Genomic DNA, 23,954 nt, shown 5'->3' with positions numbered 1-23,954 from the left:
CTGGGCATGGCCCTATTCACCCGAACGCTACATATGTACAAAAAAACAAAAAGAAGCTCCCCACGTAATTGGAGAGCTTCTTTTTCATTATCGGGTTGGATTAAATGAGTGAGTTACTTCTTTTGTTGAGACTTTTTGTTTTTCTGTTTTACAGATTGAGCATCAGTCTCAGAAGCAAACTCTGTACCAAACTGTTGGCCTTGAGCAGCCGCTTGGTTTTGGCGTTGTACTTCTTGTACGTCAGTACCAGCTTGTGTTTTCTTTTTCTTTGCCATCTCATATCACCTCCGCGTCCTTTAATTTGTCCCAAAACCAAATGAGATATCCAAAAATAACGCGGAGAATTTTTTTCCATTTCTACAGCCCTTTTTGAACAAGAATTATCGTATACATATAAGATAGACGGGCAAAAATAACAACATTGATTACTTTTCGTCGATAATGATTTGTCGCACCTTCTGATGAGAAACCGGGAAAGGATATTCATCTATTTCTTCTTTAGACACAAAGCGTAGATGATCCGTTTCTACTGGAAGTTTTTCGACTGTTTTACAGCTCACTGCTTCTAGCTCCCAAGTTAAATGGGAGAAGACATGCGTGATGTTGGTAAGCTTGTCTCCTATCGAGATAGACAATCCGTAAGCTTGATTTACCCATTGCTTAGTAAACTCACGATCGATTTCCGACAGATCCATCATTGGGAATTGCCAAAGGTTAGCTAACAAACCTGAATCAGGGCGTTTTTCAATGAGCACATGCCCTTCTGCATTTTCGATGACAAGCGTCCAATATCGTTTCATGGTCTTCTTCTTTTTCGTGATTTTAATCGGAAGCTCTGCTTGTCTCCCGTGTTTATAAGCTTCACAATGCTCTTGCACAGGACATAGTAAACAAGAGGGGGACTTTGGTGTACATACTAATGCACCTAGTTCCATAAGACCTTGATTAAAATAGGATGGATTGGTTGGGTCAATTAACTCTCTTATAAGGGCTTCAAAGATTTTTCTCGTTTTTGGCTTAGCGATGTCTTCATCTATAAGTAAAATCCGAGAAAGAACACGCATCACGTTCCCATCTACTGCGGGCTCTGGTTGACCATACGCGATACTTAAAATAGCACCCTGTGTGTAAGGTCCAACCCCTTTTAGGGAAGAAAGTTGCTCAACATCATCCGGCACTTTTCCTTCATAGCTGGTGACGACTTCACGAACGGCGTTTTGCAGGTTGCGTGCACGGGAATAGTACCCTAGACCTTCCCATGCTTTTAAGACTTGCTGTTCTTCCGCTTCTGCTAAATCATGTACGGTCGGAAACTGATCAATAAATCGATTAAAATACGGGATAACCGTATCTACTTTTGTTTGTTGGAGCATGATTTCGGAAACCCAAACCTTGTAAGGATCTTGATTCTTACGCCATGGTAAATCGCGCATTTCCGATTCAAACCATGAGATGAGCTCATCTCTAAATGTGGGTATATCAACTTTTTCAAGGTATTGGTCAATTTGATTCGTTGTCATGTGCTTCATCCTTCATGATACAATAGTTTTATTATGAAACAATTCATTACAAGGAGGACCTTTATGGATACAGGGACTCACATCGTGATGGGAGTCGCTCTAGGCGGCTTGGCAACCCTAGACCCTGCTGTACAATCAGATCCAACCTTGTTTAACGCAATCATGGTTGGAACCATCGCAGGCTCCCACGCACCAGATTTCGATACTATTCTAAAACTAAGAAGTAATGCTGTCTATTTACGACACCATCGAGGAATCACGCACTCCGTACCAGCTGTATTGTTCTGGGGCATTGCGATTTCTTCCCTTATATATGCGTTCGCACCAGGTGTAGACTTTCTCCACTTATGGCTGTGGACTTTTTCCGCGGTGATTCTTCACGTTTTCGTCGATATATTTAATGCATACGGTACCCAAGCCTTCCGACCATTTTCGAATCGGTGGGTGGCATATGGGTTTATCAATACGTTCGATCCAACTATTTTTACTATGCATGTCATTGGTATTCTGGCTTGGGTTTTTGGAGCAGATCCTGGGTTCACATGGATCATTATATATTCTATCCTCGTGCTCTATTATTTGAAACGGTATATGGATAAGCAAGAGATTGTCCATGCCGTTAAAAAGCAATTTCCAGACGTTCACGAAGTTCAAACGTCCCCGACCATGAAACAGAATAGATGGCGATTAGCTATTACAACAGATGATTATTATTATGTTGGTCGCTATAATAATGGAAAGCTTGAAATTGTCGATGAATACTCACGCAAACCGTTACCGCAAAATCCGTTGGTGAAAAAAGCGAAAAAAGATAAAAACATTTCAGCATTTTTATCTTTCTCCCCTGTCTATAGATGGGAAATTAATTATTACGACGATTATTCGGAAGTCCGCTTTATCGATTTACGATACCGAACGAAAGGACATTATCCTTTTGTAGCTGTCGTTAAAATCGATGATGACTTACGAATTCTCAGTTCCTATACTGGATGGATTTTTTCAGAGCAAAAACTCCAAAGTAAACTAGTTATTGAATAGAAAAATGGCTGGCAGTTGTCAGCCATTTTTCTATTGTAATGGCGGTGGCTTATAGGATTGGTTCACCTTTTTTTAATGCAATCGGTTATTATTTTTCGTGTATTTTTCATACTTCGGGTTGTTTAAAACCACTTCATGGAGGTTCGGACCATATTGTTCAATCCACCGCATAACAATCTTTTCGGTCGTTTCACTACCCTCATATTCACGGCCAGCCTTCGCTCGTGTTGTCTCAAAGTCCTCCCAAAGCAGCTCAACAATTGTCCGAGCTTCCTGGATGTTGACATGCGAATTTTTAGCGTAGAGCTGGTCGGCTAGTCGTTGGAAAATTTTATCCATGGTTTGTGGGCTCCTTTCTAGTTTGCGTAAGGTATTTGATTTATTGGCGATTAAATTTTTTGCGTTCACGGGCTGGATTCCGGCGTTTATTTTTATGTTTCGGCGCTCGGGCTATTTTTTCGGCGTTTAGATTTTTTCCGGCGCTCACGGACCGGATTCCGGCGTTTATTTTCATATTTCGGCGTTCAATAAGATATTTCGGCGCTCAGGCAATTTTTTTCGGCGTTTGGATTTTTTTCCGGTGCTCGCGGACCGGGCGTTCAACGCAATAATCGTGCCGTATCCAAAGCAATTCCACCATACCAAGACATGCCAGCTTTCTCCCTACATAGACAACTAAATTTGACACATGCTATTAGAGCATCATCATTGATGCCACTTCATATGGAGGTGTTTTCGAATGCGTAACAAAAAGAAGGATTTCCCATTAAAGGATATGGACGGCATGCCACGTGCGAGGGCAAAATTCAGTCCGATGCGTGCGAATGGTACCATTAATACGAAGCCGCAGCAGCGTATGAAACAGTCTTCACATCGTAATTCTGGGAGGTTTGAAGGATGAGTAAAAAACCATTCTTTAAAAACTTATATCAAGATCCATTTCAGTCACCACGCGCAAAACGAAAACATGCTTCGGCACAAGTAAATAGTGAAACGCAAAAATCTCAAGGTGAGATTATCCTCGAACGAAGAGCAACCACACTATACAAGAGATAAAGAAGGGGGGACCTCCCCCTTCCTTATTTCTCGATTTTTTTTGCAAGAAGAGAAATCGGAACCGCTTCTGTTTTCTCCACTTTTTGTCCAAGTAAATTTATGCGATTCCCCCATGCAAACACTCCATTTATGTAATCAATTAAAAAGTGCTGACCGGGGCTTCCTTCTAATTCATACGTTTCCCCTGCTTTAAATTCTTCTGGGTTTAACAAGTACGCATAAGCCATTTGCAATTTGCGTTGAAATATTTGATATTCGCTCACATTACCAAGCTGTTCCGCTTTCTGTGCTTTTTCTTTAAACATTGCGACCTCTTGACGCAATTCTTCTACGGTTAGTTCACTATATCTTCTTTCCACTGGAGACACCTCTATTTTCATTCTAGTTTTATTCTACCAAACATCCCACTCCAAAGAGAAATAAGGAGAATTGTCAAATGCAACCAAGCCACATATATCTTGGATATTGTGTATAATAGCTGTAGTTTGGGATATACAAATTAGAAATAGGAGACCTACATATGATTAAACTTTTTGTATCCGATTTAGATGGAACACTCTTAGAAGAAGACAAACGAGTGTCTGAAGAAAACCAGAAACAAATCAAAAAATTAATCGCTAACGGAGTAGAATTCGCTATCGCAACGGGGCGTTCTGATCGTGACATTGTAAAGCTAATGGGTGATATGGATATTACTGGTCACCGTGTCAGTCAAAATGGTGCTTTCGTGTTTAATAAGACAACGAAAGCATTTACTCAGGGACTTTTGAAAAGCAACTGATTACAGACATCCACGAACTGATTGAAGCGGAGTATGATTTTTTCTTTGTGTCCACAGCAACCGATTTATATGTCACGAAAAAAACCGAAGAAATGCACCAGGTTGAGGAAGCTCATTTTTTCCCGCTCGTCGAAAACAAAGAATTGATTACCCTTTATGGAACAAAAGTTTTTCCTACTAAAATATCCATCGCCGGTGATACAGAACGAATTCTAGAATTGAAAAAGAAAGTCGATGACCGGTTTGGCGCTGTTATCGAAAGCTATCTTTCCGATGAGCACTGCGTGGATATTCTTCCAAAAGGGATTAGTAAAGCAAGTGGCATTCAGTATTTGCTCGACAAGTACGATTTGGAGCCAGAAGAAATTGCTGTCATTGGGGATTCCTTTAATGATGTACCGATGATGCAAATGACACCGAACAGTTTTGCGATGTCCGGTGCTCGTGATGAAGTGAAAAAACATGCTCGACACACAGTCGACCATGTTCATGAAGCCATTCGCTATTTTCTTTAAAACGCATCCTGTTCCGTCACATATTCATCTAAGAAACGTTCAATAGCATCTAGGTCAAAGCCCTTGCGAAATAAAGCTGCCTTTATTTTTAGTTTAAGCTCTTTGCCAGACGCTTTTTTGTTATATTTCCAAAGCAGCTTTTCACCTTGATGAACAACTGCATTCCATTCATCGTCATTGTCCTTGCCGTCATGAATGTCTTTGGTTGCTTCGACGATGACACTTTGTGGGAATCCTTTCTGCATAAGGGTTTGCAGGATTTGCTGCTGTTGATGGCGAAAGGATTTTTTACTATCTACCTTTAATTTTTTTGCAATCCATTTTCGGGCGTATTCTAGCTGTTTATCGAATGAAAAAATAGAGAGAGCTTCATCCGCGATTTCTGCTGATACACCTTTTTCTTTAAGTTCTTGCTTTAATAAGAGCGGCCCTTTAGTTGTCGTGTTGATTCTCGTCCGAACAAAAGCTGTTGCAAATTCACGGTCATCGATTAATCCCTCGTTTACCAGTCGTTCGACTACTAAGGGTAGCTGTTCTGGATCGATTTCCTTTTTAACGAGATAATCGATGATTTCTTTGCGAGAACGCATACGATAGCTTAGAAATTGAATGGCTAGATTATAAAACTTATGCTGTTCATCTTTTCGATGTAGAAGTTTTAAGGTTGGCTCGTCCAGTTCTTGGCCTTTTCGTAAATGAAATTGGATTAAAATATCCTCATCCACGCTAAATGCGTATTCTGCTTTAGAACCTTTTTCAATAAAAATATTAAAACGACTTTTATTTTTTTGTTGAACAGTTATCTTCGCGATCTTCACCATGAGCTTCACCTCTTTGTTCAAATTGTAGCATATATGTTCGGTTTTTTTGTGTAAAAAACAAGAGTGGAGGGAAAGAAATGAACATTCTGATTTCTGGTGGAACAGGCTTTGTTGGAAAAAGGCTTACGAAATCGTTGGTGCATAAAGGCAATCAAGTTTTTATCTTAACGAGGTCCCCTCATCAATATGCTAGTACGAAAGAAGTCCAATATGTATGCTGGGATACTCTTAACGAAGGAAAATTACCCCCGATAGATGCAGTGGTAAATCTAGCTGGGGAGTCTTTATTTGGACGTTGGACATCCGCTAAAAAAGAAAAAATCCTATCTAGTCGCATTCAAGCTACTGAATCGATTCTTTCCTTTATAAAGATGACAGACCAAAAACCAAAAGTTCTTATTAATGCCTCAGCGGTTGGTTATTACGGAACATCCTATGCCGAAACCTTCAAGGAGGGATCGACGACACCTGGTTCCGATTTCCTTGCAAATGTGGTGAGGCGCTGGGAAGCTACGGCAAGCCAAGCAGAGAACCTTGGTGTTCGAACGGTTTTTGCTCGATTCGGAATTATCTTAGGTCAAGAAGGATCATTACCTCTAATGGCACTCCCTTTCCGTTTATTTACCGGAGGAAAAGTTGGTTCTGGGGAGCAATGGATGTCATGGGTTCATATTGATGATGTTGTCGGGTTGGTTTTGTTTGCGATTAAGCAGGAACAAATCCATGGACCTTTAAATGTAACAGCCCCTCGTCCATTACAAAATAAAGAGTTAAGTAAAAGGCTCGCTGAAGCCCTACATCGCCCCTATTGGTTGCCTGCTCCCAGCTTTGCTTTGAAGCTTGCACTTGGAGAAATGAGCACCCTTGTTTTAGATGGTCAAAAGGTACTACCAGATGTAGCAGAAAAAAATGGATATACGTTTATTTATCCAGATGTAGAAGGAGCATTTAAGGAAATATATAGTAGGTGAAAAGCCTGTTCTTTCGCCATAATTATACGATTTTCACCAACACCAAACAAGAGCCGACGTTTCAGACAACATCCCGCTTCCTTCCCATCAAAAAAATGTCGATTTTTTTGTTAAAAAATATGTTTGCATTTCTTATTTTTTTGTGTAAGATATTCATGTAAATAATATTTGCACTTACATAGGGAAGGCAAATGGTGCGCCACCAGTTTGACTGGTTCTAGTGGGTTCGATTCCCACCCCGAATTTTTGTTGTTTTACTAAATAAAAATTCGAGGGGGATTGAACAGCACTAGAGCTCTGAGCTTATAGTGTAGTTTCATCCTCTCGTAAAATGGGAGGTTTTTTAATGTTAAAAAAGCGTGAGTTGCAGGACGCACCTACCTTATACGACCTAATGACACATCCGCAAGTATTCCCATATGTAAGACATAAAGCTTACTCTCTAGATGAATTCTACTTCTTAACGAAACAAACGATGGAGGCAGAAGAAAACGGAGAACTAATCTCTAGAACAATTATGGATGAGTATCATCAACCTATAGGTACCATAAATTTATTTGATGTAAAAAATAAATCAGGGTTTTTAGCGACTTGGATCGGGCAGCCATACTTCGGAAAAGGCTATAATAAAATGGCCAAAGAAGAGTTTCTTGAAGAACTATTCCTTAGCCACGAAATGGAAGCTGTCTTTATCAAAATTAGAAAGACAAACACTCGATCTTTAAAAGCCGCTCTCAAACTCCCTTACATTTCCCTCGGAAACATTTTATATCCTGATGTGTACGACATGATTAATGGCGATTCCTCTGTTTATGATTTGTTTGTAATCACAAAAGAACAGTATATGATTCACAGGGAACTTGTTGCGAATATCAGCGAAGACGAAGCTGTTGTCTAAGCACCTCACTCATGCTGGAATCTGGTCTTGACCGGATTCCGCAAGTGGGGTTTTTTTTATGTAAATTTAGGCACTCTTTTTTCGTTATCTGTGTTTTAGAGGTAACAAATCGGGTATATACATACCACAAGCAAAAAATAAGCGCTTGTGAATAAAACTTATCCACAAGGTTGTGCACAGTGTTGATAACTACTCCAACCTACACAACCATCAAACATGTTAGTGTGAATAATTTTTTGTGAATAACTCCATTCCTTCTTGTGGAAAACGTGGATAAACATTTTGAATCTATGTGTATAAAGCCTTTAATATGTGGATAATACTGTGAATAAGTGATTGTTCTTCTCAAAGTGAATTCTAACCCGATTCCTCCCCTTTTTCGGTATAGAGAGCTAGAAACAATCCATTAAAAAACTCGACTTCCCAATATCGGAAGTCGAGTTTTTTTGTCTTTATTGAAGATTTAAAACAACAGATTTCGTAACCGTCATAGACTCAATACTTTTGCGAATCCCCTGTTCCCCAATTCCAGAACCTTTTGTTCCTAAAAATGGGAAGTGGTCCGGTCCTCTTTGCGTTTTACCGTTCAGTTGAACCGTTCCTGCTTCAATCTCATCCGCCACAATAAAGGCATCGTTTATATTTTCTGTAAACAAGCTAGCTTGCAAGCCATATTCAGACTTGTTGGCAATACGAATAGCTTCATCTTTAGAAGCAACTCGAATAATCGGAAGCACAGGGCCAAATGGCTCCTCCCATGCTATTCGCATATCCTCCGTTACATGATCAAGAAGTGTTGGATGAATGAGGTTTTCCAATTGCTCTCCACCTAACACAGTCTCTGCGTTTTTTGCTACCGCATCATCAATCAGTTCTTTCACAAAGTTTGCTGATTTCTCATCAATAAGTGGTACGACATCTGCGTTATCCCATGGTGACCCTACAGACAGTCCCTCGATCTTCTGTTTTAGTTTCGCTACAAGCTCATCTGCTACAGAATCCATAACTAGTACCCGCTTAATAGCCGTACATCTTTGTCCGGAATAAGAAAATGCCCCGCTTACGATTTCTTTTGCTGCTAGATCTAAATTCGCATCATCTAATACAATCGCAGGGTCTTTGCCACCAAGTTCAAAGGATAAGGACTTCATTGTTGTCTTCTTGGCAATGTCGCTTCCTACAGCTGTACTACCAGTAAACGAAATCATATTAACAGCGGGATGCTGTACTAAATGATCTCCAATGACGCTACCTCGTCCAGTCGCAAAAGCTACTAGACCTTCAGGAAGTCCTGCATCCTGTAAGGCTTCTAGCATTGCCCTTCCAGTTAAGGCACCTTGTGTAGCTGGTTTAAATACAACCGCATTTCCCGCTACTACAGCTGGTGCTAGCTTCGCAGCTGCCAGGTTAATCGGATAATTAAACGGAGAAATGGCTAAAACAATTCCTACCGGCTTACGAGAAGCCATGGAGATTCTCGATCCACTATCACTTGGGAACTGATTGGAACGAGTCAATTGACCATCCATGCGTAGCCCGTCCTCTGCCGTATATCGAATAAAATCTACCGTTCTCTCCACTTCTGTTACGGAAGCTTTATACGGTTTCCCTACTTCTTTTGTTATAATTTCACCAATTGTTTCTTTTCTTTCAAGCAATAGATCTGCCCATTTATATAATAAGTCTGCTCGTTGGTTGACTGGCGTTTTCGCCCAAGCTTTTTGCACTACTTGAGCCTTGTCGATGATGACATCGATTTGGTCCTTTGATAAGGATTGTATTTCTCCAATCTCTTCCCCATTCACCGGTGACTTGATTTTGATCGTTTCTGACAATGTATCAATTGCCATTGTAAAAATCTCCTCCTTAAATTTTAAAAACCCCTTCTCTCTCTTTGGGCAACAAAGTGCTTATTTTTTGTTGTGACTTCTATTAAAGGGCATAAGAAAAGGAATTGCAACAAAAAGAGCTCATTTCATCTCAGAATAATATCAATAGAACGAATTCCGTTCTGTAAAATAGATTAATCAATCTGATTTTGATTAATTATGCAAATTTTAGTTTAAATATTCATTATTGTCAACAATAAAAACCGCTCCATAAATGGAAGCGATTTCTTTAAGTGCATTTTTCACTCTTCAAAGCAACAGACTGATAACACATTTCCATCAAGGTCTTTGAAATCAAACGTTTCCAAATCTCCGTGATCGATGATTTCCATGACCTCTATCCCATGGGACTTTAAATGATTATATGCCTTATGTATATTAGATACATAAAAGTTAAACTGAGGTTCCTCCACTGGCCGGAAGCCCTCGGTAGCTCTCATTAACGTAAGGGGCGTTTCTCCGATTTCCATAGCTGCAATGCCACCTTCGTCTATTTTCCACCTTACCTCAAAGCCAAGAATCTTTTCATACCACTCTACAGCTTCATCAAAATGCTTCACTTTCAAAAACACTGTATCAATTCGCTTGAATAGTTCTGACATCTTAGTTTCCTCCTATTAACTTTTTATAGTAGGGTCTTTATCTATAATGTAAACTATGAATGAGTATTTGAATACTGTTGTTTAAGTAAGAATTTCCTTGAAAACAGAGGATTGACAAGCTATAACTGGAGACTATACAATATAGTCTCCAGTGAAAATAAATACACGGGGCATTAGCTCAGCTGGGAGAGCGCTACACTGGCAGTGTAGAGGTCAGCGGTTCGAGCCCGCTATGCTCCATCCAGATTTTTAAAGGCGCGGCCATTTGGCTGCGTCTTTTTGCGGACATAGGATCCGCTATTGTTGCAAAAGTCTGTGTTTCAGGAGAGTAACAGGACATGCCTTTGTAAACGAAAAGCCTCAATCTATCGAGGTTCCTTACAATTACTTGATACATATTCATTGCTCCCCGGCAACTTCTTAATCCTGTTCCACTCTTCTATTGCTCGCTCTCGACTTTTTCCCTTGTTGTTCGAATCTGCAAAGAAATCGCGGATGAATCGGTTATACTCAAATTGCGGAGCGATCTCCTTTTTATAACTGGGATCCTTCTTTCGTTTCTCTTCCTCGTACCATGCATGTACAGCATCCCGATAAGTTTTTCCTACGTTCGTTTTGAAATAATTCTGTATGTAAGTGGAAAAGTGAAACTTCGGACTTATGACACTTTTGAAAAAAGCTCGGACTTCTTGGCTACAGCGATGATTCTCTGTAATAACCGTATCTAAACTCAAAGGTTCTTTAGGTTTTATTGTCGATTTGATTTTTCTTGATGGCTTTACCACCTTTCCTGTACTGAGAAAGATTTCAATTCTTTCTGCAAGCTCAACCTTAGATCCAGATGCACTCCATCCACTTTTTCTACAAAATGCCTGCAGCTCTTCCTTCAGCCAATAGAAGTCTTTAAATTCTTTTACACTCATCGCCTTAGTAAGTATAGGTCTCAAATATGACACTCCTTCGCACAATCAATAACGAACATTCGTTCTGTATTTATTTTATCACAAAAATGTTGAGCAGTTATCCCTTTTCCCATCATTTTTTCTCGGCATAGACGCCTGGTAGACCCATAAGCAATCCCTAATTTACAATTTATCAACCCAAATATTCACATTTTATTAAAATATAAAAGAATAAGCGCAGTTTAGATTACATATAATGATTTTCGGATTCGGAAAACGTCGACTTACCCGGAAAAACATACGGTCTCATCTAATCCCACTTCTATAACTATTCCTCAACAAATATCAACACGAACTGATAAAATTATTATTTTTCATCCCAAATACCCACATTCATAAATAACTACTTCCCAACATACAAAAAAAGGAATAAAGAACCACTAAAAATAGTTCAAAAGTAACTTAACAATAGTTATTATTTATAGTATAGTTTCCCGAAAAATATCTCGGCTTCATAATGATTTTTCACCATATTTTTTAACATGATTTGACTTTTTCTCGGAACAGTAGTAAAAAGAACAAGGAAATTATTGTAATCTAGTAATCTTCCAAAAAGGTGAGTATGTTACAGGATATTGTTGAAAAACCATGATTTTTTTATTTGAATGAAAGGTTTTTTAACACCTTCAACATATGATCAAAAAAAAGAAAGAGGGTAATGTAGTGGAGAACAAAGGTAAGGGATTTCCAAAGAAAGTAATAATGATTGTGCTTTTGGCAATTGTTATAGTTGTCGGTGCAAGTATCTCAGCAGCTGCTTTATTGAAAGAGAATGCAAAGGAACAATACTTTAAGGCAGAATCACAGACATGGGACCAAATGAAACAAGTAGTAAAAGACCGTTATGGGGATGAGCTTGCGTGGTCAAAAGAGGTAAAAAAGAAACCAAGTGAATCCACGGTTGAATTTTCAGGAGAATATAATGGCCCATTAGGTAACGGGATGTATGGAGCGGAAGAAATCATAAATAATTCTACCATAACACTAAAGAACAGCATCGATCCCGAGAAAAAAGAAATGGCCTTGGAAGTAAGTGCTAATATTGCTGAAATGAAGATTGAAGATGTGAACGTATATTTAACTTCTGATAAGATGATGGCATCTTTACCATTTCTCGATAAGTTCCTACAAATAAAAGAGAGTGACTTTGGCGAGTTGATGCATAAATTCGATCCAGTTACGTTTACAGGTGAAGAGGAAATTAACTTTGATTCCTTTTTTAATCAAAACCTATTAAATGAAGACGACATTAAACACATACAAGATACATACTTAAAGATGATTTATGAGGAACTACCAAAAGATGCTTTTACATCCGAGGATGAGTCTGTTGATGTCAATGGCGAAAGCATTAAAGCAACCAAAATAACACTTTCTCTTACCGAGAAGCAGGTAAAAGATATAATGGATAAAGTGCTTGCGGAAGCCGAAAAAGATGAGAAGTTAAAGGAAATGCTTAAGAATCAGGCTAGCTTAAATCCATCACTGAATCCAAATGCAGCACAGCTTACACAGATGTTGGAAGACTTTGAATCAGGAATTGCGGATGCTCGTGAAGAACTTAAAGACCTCCAAATACCGGACGGCCTTACATCAACATTATGGGTAGAAGAAGACATTATTGTAAAACGTGATTTTGTCTTGAAAATGGGCTCATCAAAAGAAGAGTTAGGGGAACTAAAACTTACTGGTACTCAATTGATACGTGAGGATAAACAAACATTCGATTATGACCTAGCATTGAAAGATCAAATGGAGGAAATCACATTAACCCTGACAGGTGATCTATCTTGGAAAGACAATAAAGCAAAAGACAACATTAAAATAACATCGGGTGATATGGAATTATCCTATAATGGAGAAGAAAGCCTTGATAACGGTACGAGAGAATTTAACCGAACAATCTCCCTTAACAATGAACTTTCTCCTCAGTCTAATATGGAACTAATATGGGAAGGCTCTTCTACTTATGAGAAGGATAAAATGAATGCAGAGCATAGCTTCGCATTGACTAGCCAAGAAATAAGCGCTGACTTATTTAGTTTACATGTTAATACAGATGCAAAATTAGTAAAAAGTATTGATATACCAACAGATTCCAATGAAGTAGTTGATTTAGGTTCCATGAGTGTAGAGGAAATACAAACTTATATTATGGAGGATTTCACTCCTAAATTTCGACAATGGATGATGGAGTTTTATGGATCCCTCATGGGTACTGGTACGAATATGAATGGTTTTTAGTGAACGGAAGTGTTTGATATGTTAACACTAAAACGAATTGGCTTTTTTACGAGACAATATCATAAACAATTGAAGAGGAAGTGGAGGTCCCTTCCTCTTCTTCTTCTTTTCCCTATATTTTTAATAGGGCTATTTTTAGTTATTTTGATTTCCCTCTTTTCACCTTCAGAGGAACAACCTATCCAAGTTGGATTAGTTGATCTTGATCAATCGGAAGAAACAACCGTGCTGGTAAGCGTTATAGAGAAAGCATCACTCTTAGGTCCATTTATACATATTAATAGTTTTTCTGAATCGGAAGCGAAACAGGCGGTAAAGCAAGGAAAAGCAAGTGCCTACCTGACCTTCCCAGAAAACTTTACGGATGATTTATACAACGGAAAACCTGTCGATATCCCTATCATCGGCAATCCAAACAATCCTATAGAAAGCTATATGATTAAAGAACTGGTAGAGAGTATGGCAAGATATATTGCTTCTGCTCAAGCAAATATCTTAACGATAAACGAATATGCCAAACAGCTGCCTATCGCTAAAGACGATCGACAACAAATGCTTTTGGATCAATTTAAACAGTTTTTAATCTATACACTTTCCAAAGATAAAATCGTCCAGGAAAAGGTTGTAACGAATCTTACTACCTCTTCTCCCTATCAATATTACGCACTATCCGGCTGGTTTTCCCTCATCACGATTTGGAGTTTTAGTATTTATATTCTTTTAGGTAGAGAAGAGAGCTCTGCTATGCGAAAACGAATGCTTTTATACGGAACGACGATTTTACAACGTGCTCTCTCCCGTATCTTCGTTTCCTTACAATATGGTTTTGGTTTAGCAATGATTGGTTTTGCTATTTTAGTCTCTACCTTGAACATAGAGTTTTACGGAATCGACTACGTGCGCATTGCTTGCCTTGTTCTTTTATATATCGTCCTTTTACTAACTGTTTTTTCAAGTATAGACATACTCATTCGTTCCAAAAAATTAACGTTGTTATTACAAATACTTTGGGTTGGATTAATATTACTATTGAGTGGAGCAATCCTTCCAACACTGTATTTCCCAGAAAAAATCCAGTCAGCCCTTCCCTTTCTTTTCTCAACACAAGCTTTTGATTGGATGGTGGAAGTAACCTTGAAGGGACGTATGTTTGTTGATTATACCGTGCTCCTCCTAACGGCTAGTGCAAGTGTCTGTATGCTAATAGCTTTTTCTATTTGGAAGGAGCGATGGAAAGAATGAAGTCCACCCTATTAACCCGCTGGTTACATTGGCGTAAACAGTGGAAAAGTATCGTTTGCTGGCTTTTGCTACCGATTATAGCCACCAGTTTATTTTTATTTTTCTCAAACCAATGGCAACAAGATACGAAAGTGCCTATCGGCCTCGTGGTCGAAGATGATTCACCCATGGCCAAAGAGCTTGTAACATCCATAAAAGATACTCCACTACTTCGAGTAAAGGAGCTAGATATCCAACAGGCTCTCCTGGAATTGGAGCAGCACGAACTTGATAGCGTATTCGTCATTCAAGATGGATATCAAGAAGACATTCAAAGAAACAGAAGGAACCGACTTATTACGGCGTATGCATCCGACATGTCATTTGCCTATTCACCAGTAAAAGAAACGATTAGCTCTTTTGTCCAACAAGATGCAGGTAGGTCCAAAGCTGCTTACACGATTCAAGAACTAGTCCGATCTCATTCAACAGACGAAAATTGGACCTGGGAAGAGATAGTAAGTACGAGCAAACAGATTCAAGAAGACGAAGCATTATTACGTACGAGCTTTTCGTTTTTAGGCGAAAAGAAATCAGATCCTGATAACGATCAATCTATTTGGAATGTATGGGGAATATGGTCCTTCTTTTCCATACTGGCCACCTTTTTCCTATTTGATTGGGTCATTAAAGAAAATCAATCAGCCATTAGGAATAGACTATCCCTCTTAACAATTAGGTTTAAAGATTATCTCGTTAGAAATTGGTTCCTTTATTTGGCTCTGTTTCTTCTCTTTGACTTATTGAATATTGGAATTCTAGCTATCTTCTTTGATGAAACTATTAATCTTAACCTTTTGCTTTCTATTCTGTTCTTTCGTCTAACGATTAGTCTAGGAGCATTTCTATTAGCTCTTTGCTTTCACACAACGTTTTTATTTTATGTATCTGCATTAGCCGTTTCCCTTTTCGTATCCATTACCGGGGGTGCACTAGTTCCAATTGATGGTCTAATAAGGCGCTGGCCATGGGTAAGTCACCTCAGCCCAATACAACCAATCATAGACAAACAGATACTAAGTAGCTGGTTCATTATTTTACTACTCGTTTACTTAACTTGGTACTGGAGAAAGGAGAAGTTCCATGCTTAAAGTGGAATCCTTAACGAAAGCATACGGAAAAAAGGAAGTCTTACGAGATGTTTCTTTTGAGATAAAAGCCGGTGAAGTGGTTGGATTAGTCGGCGAAAATGGAGCAGGAAAATCAACGATGCTCCATATTCTTGCAACATTACTTCCTGTTTCCAAAGGGAACGTAACACTTGACGACTTGCAATATGGTATAGATGTACAAAAAGTAAGAAAGAGAATCGGGTTTGTTCCTCAAGATATAGCCGTTTGGGATGAGTTTACCGTGGAAGAGAATATGAAGTTTTTTGAAAAATTGTCTTGGGTAAATAAATCACCTGAAGCTTGTAGACAGCTATGTTTAGACATGATGCTAGATCGTTGGAAGGAAAAGACTCAATCCCTTTCAGGAGGAATGAAGCGAAAATTAAACTTAGCCATCAGTCTCATTCATGACCCCGATGTCTTATTGCTGGATGAACCAACTGTCGGAATTGATTTAAAGTCTAGGACAGAGATAGGGAATCACCTACTCAAACTAGCTAAAAATGAAGGGAAAATAGTGATTTACACATCCCATGATATGGATGAAATCAAAACCCTGTGTGACAGGGTGTATTGTATTGGAGAGGATCCATTTTATCAGGAACTACTTGAAAAGAGTGGTAAAAAGGTGAAAGTCTTATAGAATCGTATATTTGAACCGTTTCACTACCAAATACCCTTCTCCGAACGTATTTATTAATTGGAGGAGGGTATTTTAACGGTGTGCTATAATACGAAGCCATTTTTCCTAACTTTACTTACACATGTGTAAGTAAACCTATGTCTTGTATAGTGTAATCAATGAAAAAAAGCATGCATAAGTATCCTATATGACCAAAATAGCGATGAAGGAGGATATTCCATGCAAGATATAACAGCTATACTAGTTAATTATTCGGATAAGTCCAACTTACATAAAGCTTTACACTCTTTAGAAAAACTTAGTTCTAGAATAAGTTCCGCTTTCATTCTTACAGAAGATACCTTGGATACCCATACAACCCAAAACAAGCTAATACAACATGAGTATATCTCTATAAAGGGCGGCGATTTAGGACAAACACTGAACGAAACCATCCAAAAAGTATCCACTCCTTATCTATTATTTCTTCAAAGTACGGACTACCTTTCTCCTACTTTACAAAGTGAAAGCCTGAACCTTCCACATCCAAAGGCTGTCTTAAACACTTTCTATTACAAACGAGATATTACCATTCACCGTCCTATTCTAGTGCTTACTTCTGTTCTTAAGGAGAAACCATTTTACACAAACATCCAATTACCCTTCAAAGAGGCTCTTTTTCCTGCTTGGCTTTCAAATATAGAGCCATCGTTGCAACTATTCAATGAGAAAGTAGTGAGGCAATCAAGAATACGTAATTCCGCTAATGTCATTGAAAAGGAAAAATTGGTACAGAAATATCAGCTCCAAAAGTCTATTTCGGATAATCCGACCATCTCTGTCTTGATTTCGAATTACAATATGGGGAAGTACGTTGAGACAGCCGTTGTGTCATGCCTATTACAAAAGGAACCATTTGAACAAATACTCATTATCGATGATGGGTCTACTGATAACTCCTTTGCCAATCTTCTTCAATGGAATAAAATAGATCATGTTCAAGTGTTTCGTAAAGAAAATGGTGGAAAAGCGCGGGCATTAAATCAGCTACTTCCTTATGTAAAATCTGATTTTATATTGGAGCTTGATGCGGATGATTGGCTGGATCCAGATGCTGCATCCGTTATAAAAGAACACTTATCAGACCTTACCGAAGAAATATCTGTTCTATATGGCAATCTGAGAAAATGGAAGCAGGTAGCTGGAGATGTTCTTTTTAAGCGTGTAGCCAAAGGAAGGAGCGTCAGCGGAAAAAAAGATTTACTAAGATACCGCTTCCCTCTTGGACCTAGAATATACAGAACTTATGCCTTGCAAGGAATTGGAGGATTCCCTGTTCTTGACTTTGAAGACGGGAGGTTATATGAAGACGTAAGCGTATTAAGTCGTTTAATCAAAAGTTCTGCCTCTCAGTATCACGATTTTACCGTCTATAATGTCCGTGAACATGGCGAGAGTATTACCAAAAATAATGATGCAACATGGAAGGATTTCTTACGATCTCTTTGAAATTTGCTCTACACATTGCAGTTCAGGTATGTTACAACATTTATAAATGAAATAGCGGAAATGCAATTCTTTGTTAAGATAAGTAGTCACTTACTGTGGAGAAAACATCAAATCACACAAATAGCATATGGTTTCCCAGCGTCTTTAAACACACATCTTAACACTCAAAACCCTTGGTCCGATTCAATGGATTAATGTGCTGTACCTTCTTCAAGATAAGCCCCCAATAGTTTAAGTGAGTTTCATCACAAAGTGTTGTTGAAACTAATTAATTATGTTAATTATCTTATAATTTAATTAAAGGTGGTGTTGCTTATGTTAGAAGAACAAACCAATGAACAAAAAGAAGATATGAATGGTTAAGTAAATGGGCTAAAATGACTGGTGAACGTGCTAGAATTAAAGCAAAAGCAAACAACACATATTTCGTATATGAAAATAATGGTAAACTTGTAAAAGAATTTCCTAATGGTGATACTGTTCCTCTAAAAAAAGATGGTGAATCTTAATTTTTTTTATGTTTGCAGGTAATAACGGAAGCGGTAAAAGCACATTACGCAGCTTAATAATTGATAAAATTGGTGTTGATATCAATATCGATACAGATGCTATTGAAGCCGTTTTCTAATATCGAAACCGTTTTTTTATACCTTTCAACCCTAAAGATGAATGAATTCTAGTTGAAGATAAGCACCCCGTTCATGCAATAACAATGTCTATGAATTAATATCCTTAATGTAGTTTTCTAAAGCCACTCTATACCGTACTATATCGGAAGTTTTAACATGCCTTAAGATCACATCTAGAGTTATTCCTAATGCTTCTGCATTTCTATTTTTATCGTGCATAGCCATACCCAGAACCATTGAGATAGAAGGGAATTCAGAATAACGTTGTTCAGCATCAGATAATATTCTTATAGCATCGTCTATTCTGCCAACATTTCTTAAAGAACTACCTAATTGTAATAAGGCATATGCTTCATACTCGGCATCAAGACCTATACTGATTGCATCTTCATATAGTGGAATTGCCTTATTCTCTTGTCCCGTAAAATCATAAGCGTTAGCCAATTCAAATTTTGCCCTTGCTGAGTTTGGATATTTGACTACAACTTCCAAGAAATATTCTATTAGTTTAGTCTCATCATCTTTATTTTCCCATCCATTCATAACAACAGTTTCCCATTTTGTCTCCATATTTAGGCTCCTTTCTCGCACTTTATTTCCAGACATCCCTTATTAAACTCTACTGCGATATAGAATAAAAGACCGCCATTTTGACAATCTCATTGTTGTATTAAAGCACCAGTTAGTTGAACATCGACAGCTATTTTATTGTATATGATAACCACCAAAAACATTGCCCTATATGTATTTCAAGATTATTAGAATATGGTGAAAATATTTCTTCCAGTTCCTTTTTATCATAATAATTTTTCAATATCTCATGTTGCTTTCCGTTTTCAAGAGTTCTTATCTTATAAGTATTTTCATCATTATCTTTTTTTATTAAAGTACCACCAATAGAATTCATGTACATATTATCCGTCATAAAAACATCGGAATCTTTACCAAGTCTTTCGTGTAATTGCTTTAAGAAATCAGTGATTCTATTTTTAGGTATATGGGAAAACCAGAAATTTGCATATCCACCTTCAAAAACACCCGCAATATCGCTCAACTGGTATGCATCTCCTTGTGTAAATAGGACATTATTTTTGTTGTATTTTTTTTCTTTTGCTATATTAAGAACTTCATTTGAAAAATCGATAGCAGTAATATGCTTAGCAACATCAGCTACGAACGGAGTCCAAAAACCTGTTCCACAAGCAACTTCTAAGACATTCTTTTCTCTAAAAACAATTTCCAATTTACCCCTAATCATTAGTTGTTCTTGTTGTCGGATAGCACCTTCTCGAAAATATACTTTTTCATATTCCTTTGCACGTTCGCTATAATACAACTTCATATCGAGTCCCCCTTACCACAAATTTTCTATTTATAACATTTGATTGGAACTTATTCAACAAAACTGCTCCGTTAGCAAAAGTAGCGACTGCTAATCAGCACTCGCTCCCGTTTGCTTAATAAGCAATGATATTTATTACACTTTACTTCCTATTAAAATATCTTTTAACTGATTAACACTTTTGACAATATGAGTAGGATTCGACTGTCTTAATTCATCGTAAGAACCATATCCATAAGTAACTCCGATAGAAGCAATTCCAGTATTACTTGCCCCGATAATATCGTGCTTTCTGTCTCCAATCATAATGAAGTCACAAAGTTGATTTTCCTTATACTTATCTAGTATGTATTGAATGATTTCGGTTTTTGACGCTCTTGTTCCATCAAAATTACTTCCTACAATAAGTTCGAAATACTTATCAATCTCAAAATGCTTTAGTATTTGCTCAGCAAAAACAGTAGGTTTAGAAGTTGCAACAACTAAAGTAAACCCTTGCTCTTTTAACGATTTTAATAGCAAGGGGATATTTGAATATAACTCATTCTCAAACATTCCCTTTTCCTTAAACCTCTCCCTATATAAATCTATTGCTTTTGGGATACGTGCCTCATCAAAATTGTAATGTTCAGCAAATGAAACTTGTAATGGTGGTCCAATAAAACATTCTAGTTTATCAGTGTCAGGCTCATCAATCCCCATTTTATGTAAAGCATATTGAACGGATTTAGTTATACCTACTTTGGGGTCTGAAAGTGTTCCATCTAAATCAAATAAAATTACTTTATAGTTATCCATGTAATACTCCCTTCTACTACTAATTTTCAAACCTAATATTACCATAAGAAACAAAATTAAATTCCAATCCTTCTTTCACTATATTGTCATTAGTTTAAGTTTAATAGTTCACAATATCTTATATCTTATTTTAGCATGAATTTGAATTCACCCTAAAATTCCAAAGCAATTAGCACCCTACTAATAACTGTTACTCGTCTGTTAATTTGGGTGCTAAATACCATGCTAAAGGTGATCTTATTTATAAGTAAACATTCGATATCTCAACAAAAGACAGCCTACCAACCAACATGTGATTTGATATGCTATTTAAACAGTTACTCAAGCAGAATGCTTTTTTATTGTCTAAAATTAACAACATTAATCAATAAAAATTTATTGAAAAACGATAAATTATGTGATAAATTCAAATGGACAATAAATTAGTGAGGTGCTTTAAATGAAACGAGAAACACTCTTTTTAAAGGTCGTTGTTTTTCTAATGGGGCTTCCTGTCCTTGCTTTGTGTATATTTTTGTTACCTGATATAGCTGAATTTTTTGCAGAGTTAAATCCAAAATTAGATTTTTTACAATATCCCTTTTTAATCGGATTGTATGTAACAGCTCTCGTATTTTTCATTGCATTGTTCCAGACTTTAAAACTTTTAAGTTATATTGACAAGAACCAGGCGTTTTCAGAGTTATCCGTGAGGGCTTTGAAAAACATCAAATACTGTGCCATCACCATCAGTGCCTTATATGTGGTATTTATGCCACTCATATATCTCATGGCAGAGGTTGACGATGCCCCAGGTATGATACTAATCGGAATGGTCATTATTTTTGGTTGTATGGTGGTTGCAGTCTTTGCCGCTGTTCTTCAAAAGCTATTAAAAAGTGCTATCGATATAAAATCAGAAAATGATTTAACGGTCTGAGGTGAAAAACAATGGCAATTATAATCAATGTTGATGTGATGTTAGCTAAAAGGAAAATGAGTGTAACAGAACTTTCAGAGAAGGTTGGAATAACAATGGCTAACCTTTCTATATTGAAAAATGGAAAGGCAAAAGCGATTCGATTTTCCACTTTAGAGGCGATTTGTAAGGCTTTGGAATGCCAGCCTGGAGATATTATAGAATACAGGAGTAACGAAGACACTGAAGAGAAATAAACTGGACTCAACATGGTGGAACGGAAGGATAGCGTTTGAAAATCCCTTATTCCACCATGATACATATATTCAGAAAAACCTTTGGAGGGGAAAGCATGAGAGCCTTACAACAACTCGTTCGTTTTGGTTGGGAGCAAGCCCTTTCTTGTTTGTTTCCTGTCGTTATTTTTGCTTCTTTGGCTTTAACAAAAATCATTCCACTTCCCTTCCTACCACGGTATGATTGGCTGCTTATTATCTGCCTTCTAATGCAGTGGGGTATGGTGCGTTCAGGGCTTGAAACACGGGATGAACTAAAGGTTATCACCGTGTTTCACCTTATTGGACTTGCTCTCGAACTTTTCAAGGTACATATGGGCTCCTGGTCTTATCCAGAGGAAGGATATTCTAAAATTCTTGGTGTTCCTTTGTACAGTGGATTTATGTATGCAAGCGTAGCGAGCTATCTCTGTCAGGCGTGGAGGAGACTGAATGTTGAACTGGTTAAATGGCCACCGTATTTAGTGGTTGTTCCACTCGCATCCGCGATCTACCTGAATTTTTTTACCCATCACTACTGGATGGACGTTCGATGGATATTGTCAGTGCTTGTTATAATTGTATTTAGCAGGTCATGGGTCACATACGAGGTTGGTGAAACTCGGTACCGTATGCCAATCGCACTTTCTTTTGTGCTTATCGGATTTTTTATATGGATAGCCGAAAATATCGCAACGTTCTTTGGAGCTTGGGAATACCCTAACCAAACCGATGCTTGGAGTCTCGTACATTTAGGAAAGGTGAGTTCATGGCTCTTATTAGTGATAGTTAGTTTTCTCATAGTTGCGACGTTAAAGCAGGTGAAGGGAAAAAGTTCCACTAGGATAGAAACTAGTCACTCTTTATGACTGTTATGAACCCTTAAAGAAAGCCAAGAAGACCGCCTTTTTGCATCTACCGAAAAGGACGGTCATTTTTAATATTCGTTTAGCTATTTTTACTAGGAAGAAACTAAATTCTTACACAAGTAAAAGTTTACATACTATGATTCTATAGTCTTCATTAAACTAATCCTATATCCAAACGGAAGAGCTTGGGTTATCATCACCCCTTGTTCTCCAAAAAGTTCAAAATCACTGAGATTACATAATCCTGTTTTTCAACAGACAGCATCGGATAAATAGGAAGAGCTAAGATCCGCTTCGCTACTTTCTCGGATATTGGAAAATCACCTTCTTTATGCCCAAGGTACTGGAAGGCTTCCTGCAAATGTAACGGAATAGGATAATAGATAGCTGAAGCTATACCATTATTTTTAAGTTCAGCAGCAAGCTCATTTCTGTTATCCAACTCCACACAATATTGATGAAAGGTGTGCTCTCTACTTTCTATGGCTGGTGGGCATGTTAACTTACCTGTAAAGTGCTCTGTATAACGTCTGGCGATTCCCTGTCTATTCGCTAAAAAAGTATCCAAATGACTTAATTTTACTAGTAAAATAGCCGCCTGTATTTCATCTAATCTACTATTCAATCCAATCGAGGAATGATGATACTTCTCTTCACTACCGTGGTTCCGAAGACTAGCAATCTTTTCGTAAAGATCCTTTTGATTCGTTACAACTAGACCAGCATCACCAAATGCGCCAAGGTTTTTCGTAGGGAAAAACGAAAAGCAACCAATGTCTCCGATTGCTCCAGCTCTTTCTCCTTCATACTCAGACCCGATTGCTTGGCAAGCGTCCTCTATAACTCTCAAATTGTATTTTTTCGCGATGTCCATGATTTCTTTCATATTTGCAACTTGGCCATATAAGTGTACGACCATGATAGCTTTTGTATCTTCCGTGATCGCCTCTTCTATTTTTGTTGGATCCATATTATAGGTTTCCTCGTCTATATCTACAAAGATAGGCTTCGCCCCTTCTTGAGCAATCACTTCACCGGTAGCAAAGAAGGTAAATGGAGTTGTAATGACTTCATCACCAGATCCAATATCCAAAGCCTTTAAAGATAACTGCAACGCATCCGTTCCATTTGCGACTCCAAGGCTATAAGGTGCATCCAAATATTTTGCTAGCTCCTTTTCCAAACTCTCCACTTTATTTCCTAAAATATAATTCCCGCTATCTATTACATCCGATACATGGTCTAATATCGAGGACCTTATTAGCTTTAATTCCTCCTTTAAATCAAGCAAAGGAATTTGATCAAACGTTTTATTAGACAAT

28 protein-coding genes and 1 tRNA gene are annotated in these 23,954 nt (G+C 37.8%); 17 read left to right on the top strand and 12 right to left on the bottom strand.

Features of this window, described 5'->3' with window-relative positions; all coding sequences use genetic code 11:
- Window positions 1-113: 113 nt before the first annotated feature.
- Together KO561_RS03645 and mutY are read right to left on the bottom strand one after the other, a co-directional pair.
- A complete protein-coding gene (locus KO561_RS03645; protein ID WP_231095796.1) occupies window positions 114-275 on the bottom strand; it encodes a gamma-type small acid-soluble spore protein in 162 nt (53 codons plus the stop codon).
- 150 nt (window positions 276-425) lie between these two features.
- Window positions 426-1,529 (bottom strand): A/G-specific adenine glycosylase, encoded by a 1,104-nt coding sequence (mutY, locus tag KO561_RS03640; RefSeq protein WP_231095795.1) that lies wholly within the window; start codon window positions 1,527-1,529, stop codon window positions 426-428.
- 54 nt (window positions 1,530-1,583) lie between these two features.
- Here mutY and KO561_RS03635 point away from each other — a divergent pair, with 54 nt between their 5' ends.
- Window positions 1,584-2,558: a metal-dependent hydrolase gene (locus KO561_RS03635; RefSeq protein ID WP_231095794.1), complete on the top strand. Its 975-nt coding sequence runs from the start codon at window positions 1,584-1,586 to the stop codon at window positions 2,556-2,558.
- Between the two features lie 72 nt (window positions 2,559-2,630).
- On the opposite strand, the gene KO561_RS03630 is transcribed toward KO561_RS03635, so the two are convergent.
- Window positions 2,631-2,897, bottom strand: a complete 267-nt coding sequence (locus KO561_RS03630; protein ID WP_231095793.1) for a YfhJ family protein — start codon at window positions 2,895-2,897, stop codon at window positions 2,631-2,633.
- A gap of 400 nt (window positions 2,898-3,297) precedes the next feature.
- On the opposite strand from KO561_RS03630, the gene sspK reads away from it, so the two are divergent.
- Window positions 3,298-3,459 carry a small acid-soluble spore protein K gene (gene sspK, locus KO561_RS03625; protein ID WP_231095792.1) on the top strand — a complete coding sequence of 54 codons (162 nt, stop codon included), beginning with the start codon at window positions 3,298-3,300 and terminating at the stop codon, window positions 3,457-3,459.
- A complete protein-coding gene (locus KO561_RS03620) occupies window positions 3,456-3,614 on the top strand; it encodes a YpzG family protein (protein WP_231095791.1) in 159 nt (52 codons plus the stop codon). Before sspK ends, KO561_RS03620 begins: the two co-directional genes overlap by 4 nt.
- A 23-nt stretch (window positions 3,615-3,637) precedes the next feature.
- Here the strand turns inward: KO561_RS03620 and KO561_RS03615 are convergent, their stop codons facing one another.
- Window positions 3,638-3,973 carry a YfhH family protein gene (locus KO561_RS03615; protein WP_231095790.1) on the bottom strand — a complete coding sequence of 112 codons (336 nt, stop codon included), beginning with the start codon at window positions 3,971-3,973 and terminating at the stop codon, window positions 3,638-3,640.
- A 161-nt stretch (window positions 3,974-4,134) separates the two neighbouring features.
- Between KO561_RS03615 and KO561_RS20385 the strand changes: the two genes are divergently transcribed.
- Together KO561_RS20385 and KO561_RS03610 are read left to right on the top strand one after the other, a co-directional pair.
- A complete protein-coding gene (locus tag KO561_RS20385) occupies window positions 4,135-4,395 on the top strand; it encodes an HAD family hydrolase (RefSeq protein WP_269140690.1) in 261 nt (86 codons plus the stop codon).
- The gene (locus KO561_RS03610; RefSeq protein ID WP_331000857.1) at window positions 4,365-4,910 is read left to right on the top strand and encodes an HAD-IIB family hydrolase; all 546 of its coding nucleotides are present in this window, start codon (window positions 4,365-4,367) and stop codon (window positions 4,908-4,910) included. Before KO561_RS20385 ends, KO561_RS03610 begins: the two co-directional genes overlap by 31 nt.
- Here the strand turns inward: KO561_RS03610 and recX are convergent.
- Window positions 4,907-5,731, bottom strand: coding sequence for a recombination regulator RecX (gene recX / locus KO561_RS03605; RefSeq protein WP_231095789.1), 825 nt, complete (start codon window positions 5,729-5,731; stop codon window positions 4,907-4,909). The genes KO561_RS03610 and recX overlap by 4 nt on opposite strands.
- Before the next feature lie 77 nt (window positions 5,732-5,808).
- Between recX and KO561_RS03600 the strand changes: the two genes are divergently transcribed.
- Together KO561_RS03600 and KO561_RS03595 are read left to right on the top strand one after the other, a co-directional pair.
- Window positions 5,809-6,702: a TIGR01777 family oxidoreductase gene (locus KO561_RS03600; protein ID WP_231095788.1), complete on the top strand. Its 894-nt coding sequence runs from the start codon at window positions 5,809-5,811 to the stop codon at window positions 6,700-6,702.
- A 346-nt stretch (window positions 6,703-7,048) separates the two neighbouring features.
- Window positions 7,049-7,600 carry a GNAT family N-acetyltransferase gene (locus tag KO561_RS03595; RefSeq protein ID WP_231095787.1) on the top strand — a complete coding sequence of 184 codons (552 nt, stop codon included), beginning with the start codon at window positions 7,049-7,051 and terminating at the stop codon, window positions 7,598-7,600.
- 452 nt (window positions 7,601-8,052) lie between these two features.
- Here the strand turns inward: KO561_RS03595 and KO561_RS03590 are convergent, their stop codons facing one another.
- Window positions 8,053-9,450 carry an NADP-dependent glyceraldehyde-3-phosphate dehydrogenase gene (locus tag KO561_RS03590; protein WP_231095786.1) on the bottom strand — a complete coding sequence of 466 codons (1,398 nt, stop codon included), beginning with the start codon at window positions 9,448-9,450 and terminating at the stop codon, window positions 8,053-8,055.
- A gap of 281 nt (window positions 9,451-9,731) precedes the next feature.
- Window positions 9,732-10,091 carry a VOC family protein gene (locus tag KO561_RS03585; protein ID WP_231095785.1) on the bottom strand — a complete coding sequence of 120 codons (360 nt, stop codon included), beginning with the start codon at window positions 10,089-10,091 and terminating at the stop codon, window positions 9,732-9,734.
- A 167-nt stretch (window positions 10,092-10,258) separates the two neighbouring features.
- Between KO561_RS03585 and KO561_RS03580 the strand changes: the two genes are divergently transcribed.
- A tRNA-Ala gene (locus KO561_RS03580) sits at window positions 10,259-10,331 on the top strand.
- A gap of 125 nt (window positions 10,332-10,456) precedes the next feature.
- Here the strand turns inward: KO561_RS03580 and KO561_RS03575 are convergent.
- Window positions 10,457-11,038, bottom strand: a complete 582-nt coding sequence (locus tag KO561_RS03575) for a DUF6434 domain-containing protein (protein ID WP_231095784.1) — start codon at window positions 11,036-11,038, stop codon at window positions 10,457-10,459.
- Window positions 11,039-11,716: 678 nt separating this feature from the next.
- Here KO561_RS03575 and KO561_RS03570 point away from each other — a divergent pair.
- From KO561_RS03570 to KO561_RS20380, 6 genes are all read left to right on the top strand, one after another.
- Complete coding sequence (locus tag KO561_RS03570) at window positions 11,717-13,297, top strand: DUF6583 family protein (protein WP_231095783.1); 1,581 nt, start codon at window positions 11,717-11,719, stop codon at window positions 13,295-13,297.
- An 18-nt stretch (window positions 13,298-13,315) separates the two neighbouring features.
- Entirely contained in the window at window positions 13,316-14,539 is a 1,224-nt protein-coding gene (locus tag KO561_RS03565; protein ID WP_231095782.1) for an ABC transporter permease, read from the top strand.
- Window positions 14,536-15,669 carry an ABC transporter permease gene (locus tag KO561_RS03560; protein ID WP_231095781.1) on the top strand — a complete coding sequence of 378 codons (1,134 nt, stop codon included), beginning with the start codon at window positions 14,536-14,538 and terminating at the stop codon, window positions 15,667-15,669. The genes KO561_RS03565 and KO561_RS03560 overlap by 4 nt, the downstream gene beginning before the upstream one ends.
- Window positions 15,662-16,333, top strand: coding sequence for an ABC transporter ATP-binding protein (locus KO561_RS03555; protein WP_231095780.1), 672 nt, complete (start codon window positions 15,662-15,664; stop codon window positions 16,331-16,333). Before KO561_RS03560 ends, KO561_RS03555 begins: the two co-directional genes overlap by 8 nt.
- A 219-nt stretch (window positions 16,334-16,552) precedes the next feature.
- Window positions 16,553-17,821, top strand: coding sequence for a glycosyltransferase family 2 protein (locus KO561_RS03550; protein ID WP_231095779.1), 1,269 nt, complete (start codon window positions 16,553-16,555; stop codon window positions 17,819-17,821).
- A 377-nt stretch (window positions 17,822-18,198) separates the two neighbouring features.
- The gene (locus KO561_RS20380; RefSeq protein WP_269140689.1) at window positions 18,199-18,330 is read left to right on the top strand and encodes a hypothetical protein; all 132 of its coding nucleotides are present in this window, start codon (window positions 18,199-18,201) and stop codon (window positions 18,328-18,330) included.
- 207 nt (window positions 18,331-18,537) lie between these two features.
- On the opposite strand, the gene KO561_RS03545 is transcribed toward KO561_RS20380, so the two are convergent.
- The 3 genes from KO561_RS03545 to KO561_RS03535 form a co-directional block, all read right to left on the bottom strand.
- Complete coding sequence (locus KO561_RS03545; RefSeq protein WP_231095778.1) at window positions 18,538-19,020, bottom strand: tetratricopeptide repeat protein; 483 nt, start codon at window positions 19,018-19,020, stop codon at window positions 18,538-18,540.
- A gap of 130 nt (window positions 19,021-19,150) precedes the next feature.
- On the bottom strand, window positions 19,151-19,792 hold the full coding sequence (locus tag KO561_RS03540) for a class I SAM-dependent methyltransferase (RefSeq protein ID WP_231095777.1): 642 nt from the start codon (window positions 19,790-19,792) through the stop codon (window positions 19,151-19,153).
- Window positions 19,793-19,927: 135 nt separating this feature from the next.
- Window positions 19,928-20,590 (bottom strand): HAD family hydrolase, encoded by a 663-nt coding sequence (locus tag KO561_RS03535; protein WP_231095776.1) that lies wholly within the window; start codon window positions 20,588-20,590, stop codon window positions 19,928-19,930.
- A gap of 439 nt (window positions 20,591-21,029) precedes the next feature.
- Between KO561_RS03535 and KO561_RS03530 the strand changes: the two genes are divergently transcribed.
- The 3 genes from KO561_RS03530 (at window position 21,030) to KO561_RS03520 (ending at window position 22,632) form a co-directional block, all read left to right on the top strand.
- Window positions 21,030-21,509: a DUF2975 domain-containing protein gene (locus KO561_RS03530; protein ID WP_231095775.1), complete on the top strand. Its 480-nt coding sequence runs from the start codon at window positions 21,030-21,032 to the stop codon at window positions 21,507-21,509.
- An 11-nt stretch (window positions 21,510-21,520) separates the two neighbouring features.
- Window positions 21,521-21,745, top strand: coding sequence for a helix-turn-helix domain-containing protein (locus KO561_RS03525; protein WP_231095774.1), 225 nt, complete (start codon window positions 21,521-21,523; stop codon window positions 21,743-21,745).
- A gap of 95 nt (window positions 21,746-21,840) precedes the next feature.
- Window positions 21,841-22,632 carry a DUF817 domain-containing protein gene (locus KO561_RS03520; protein ID WP_231095773.1) on the top strand — a complete coding sequence of 264 codons (792 nt, stop codon included), beginning with the start codon at window positions 21,841-21,843 and terminating at the stop codon, window positions 22,630-22,632.
- A gap of 196 nt (window positions 22,633-22,828) precedes the next feature.
- Here the strand turns inward: KO561_RS03520 and KO561_RS03515 are convergent, their stop codons facing one another.
- Window positions 22,829-23,953: a DegT/DnrJ/EryC1/StrS family aminotransferase gene (locus KO561_RS03515; RefSeq protein ID WP_231095772.1), complete on the bottom strand. Its 1,125-nt coding sequence runs from the start codon at window positions 23,951-23,953 to the stop codon at window positions 22,829-22,831.
- Between the last annotated feature and the right edge of the window lies 1 nt (window position 23,954).

The sequence above is a fragment of the Radiobacillus kanasensis genome (genome assembly GCF_021049245.1).
GTDB classification, from domain to species: Bacteria; Bacillota; Bacilli; order Bacillales; family Amphibacillaceae; genus Radiobacillus; species Radiobacillus kanasensis.
The sequence above is the reverse complement of the archived record's forward strand: the minus strand, read 5'-3'. Positions and strand labels throughout refer to the sequence as shown.

Coding starts and splice junctions, on each gene's coding strand:
- KO561_RS03645 (WP_231095796.1), bottom strand. CDS start 275: ATGGCAAAGAAAAAGAAAACACAAGCTGGTACTGACGTACAAGAAGTA.
- mutY (WP_231095795.1), bottom strand. CDS start 1,529: ATGAAGCACATGACAACGAATCAAATTGACCAATACCTTGAAAAAGTT.
- KO561_RS03635 (WP_231095794.1), top strand. CDS start 1,584: ATGGATACAGGGACTCACATCGTGATGGGAGTCGCTCTAGGCGGCTTG.
- KO561_RS03630 (WP_231095793.1), bottom strand. CDS start 2,897: ATGGATAAAATTTTCCAACGACTAGCCGACCAGCTCTACGCTAAAAAT.
- sspK (WP_231095792.1), top strand. CDS start 3,298: ATGCGTAACAAAAAGAAGGATTTCCCATTAAAGGATATGGACGGCATG.
- KO561_RS03620 (WP_231095791.1), top strand. CDS start 3,456: ATGAGTAAAAAACCATTCTTTAAAAACTTATATCAAGATCCATTTCAG.
- KO561_RS20385 (WP_269140690.1), top strand. CDS start 4,135: ATGATTAAACTTTTTGTATCCGATTTAGATGGAACACTCTTAGAAGAA.
- recX (WP_231095789.1), bottom strand. CDS start 5,731: ATGGTGAAGATCGCGAAGATAACTGTTCAACAAAAAAATAAAAGTCGT.
- KO561_RS03600 (WP_231095788.1), top strand. CDS start 5,809: ATGAACATTCTGATTTCTGGTGGAACAGGCTTTGTTGGAAAAAGGCTT.
- KO561_RS03595 (WP_231095787.1), top strand. CDS start 7,049: ATGTTAAAAAAGCGTGAGTTGCAGGACGCACCTACCTTATACGACCTA.
- KO561_RS03590 (WP_231095786.1), bottom strand. CDS start 9,450: ATGGCAATTGATACATTGTCAGAAACGATCAAAATCAAGTCACCGGTG.
- KO561_RS03585 (WP_231095785.1), bottom strand. CDS start 10,091: ATGTCAGAACTATTCAAGCGAATTGATACAGTGTTTTTGAAAGTGAAG.
- KO561_RS03565 (WP_231095782.1), top strand. CDS start 13,316: ATGTTAACACTAAAACGAATTGGCTTTTTTACGAGACAATATCATAAA.
- KO561_RS03560 (WP_231095781.1), top strand. CDS start 14,536: ATGAAGTCCACCCTATTAACCCGCTGGTTACATTGGCGTAAACAGTGG.
- KO561_RS03555 (WP_231095780.1), top strand. CDS start 15,662: ATGCTTAAAGTGGAATCCTTAACGAAAGCATACGGAAAAAAGGAAGTC.
- KO561_RS03550 (WP_231095779.1), top strand. CDS start 16,553: ATGCAAGATATAACAGCTATACTAGTTAATTATTCGGATAAGTCCAAC.
- KO561_RS20380 (WP_269140689.1), top strand. CDS start 18,199: ATGACTGGTGAACGTGCTAGAATTAAAGCAAAAGCAAACAACACATAT.
- KO561_RS03545 (WP_231095778.1), bottom strand. CDS start 19,020: ATGGAGACAAAATGGGAAACTGTTGTTATGAATGGATGGGAAAATAAA.
- KO561_RS03540 (WP_231095777.1), bottom strand. CDS start 19,792: ATGAAGTTGTATTATAGCGAACGTGCAAAGGAATATGAAAAAGTATAT.
- KO561_RS03535 (WP_231095776.1), bottom strand. CDS start 20,590: ATGGATAACTATAAAGTAATTTTATTTGATTTAGATGGAACACTTTCA.
- KO561_RS03530 (WP_231095775.1), top strand. CDS start 21,030: ATGAAACGAGAAACACTCTTTTTAAAGGTCGTTGTTTTTCTAATGGGG.
- KO561_RS03525 (WP_231095774.1), top strand. CDS start 21,521: ATGGCAATTATAATCAATGTTGATGTGATGTTAGCTAAAAGGAAAATG.
- KO561_RS03520 (WP_231095773.1), top strand. CDS start 21,841: ATGAGAGCCTTACAACAACTCGTTCGTTTTGGTTGGGAGCAAGCCCTT.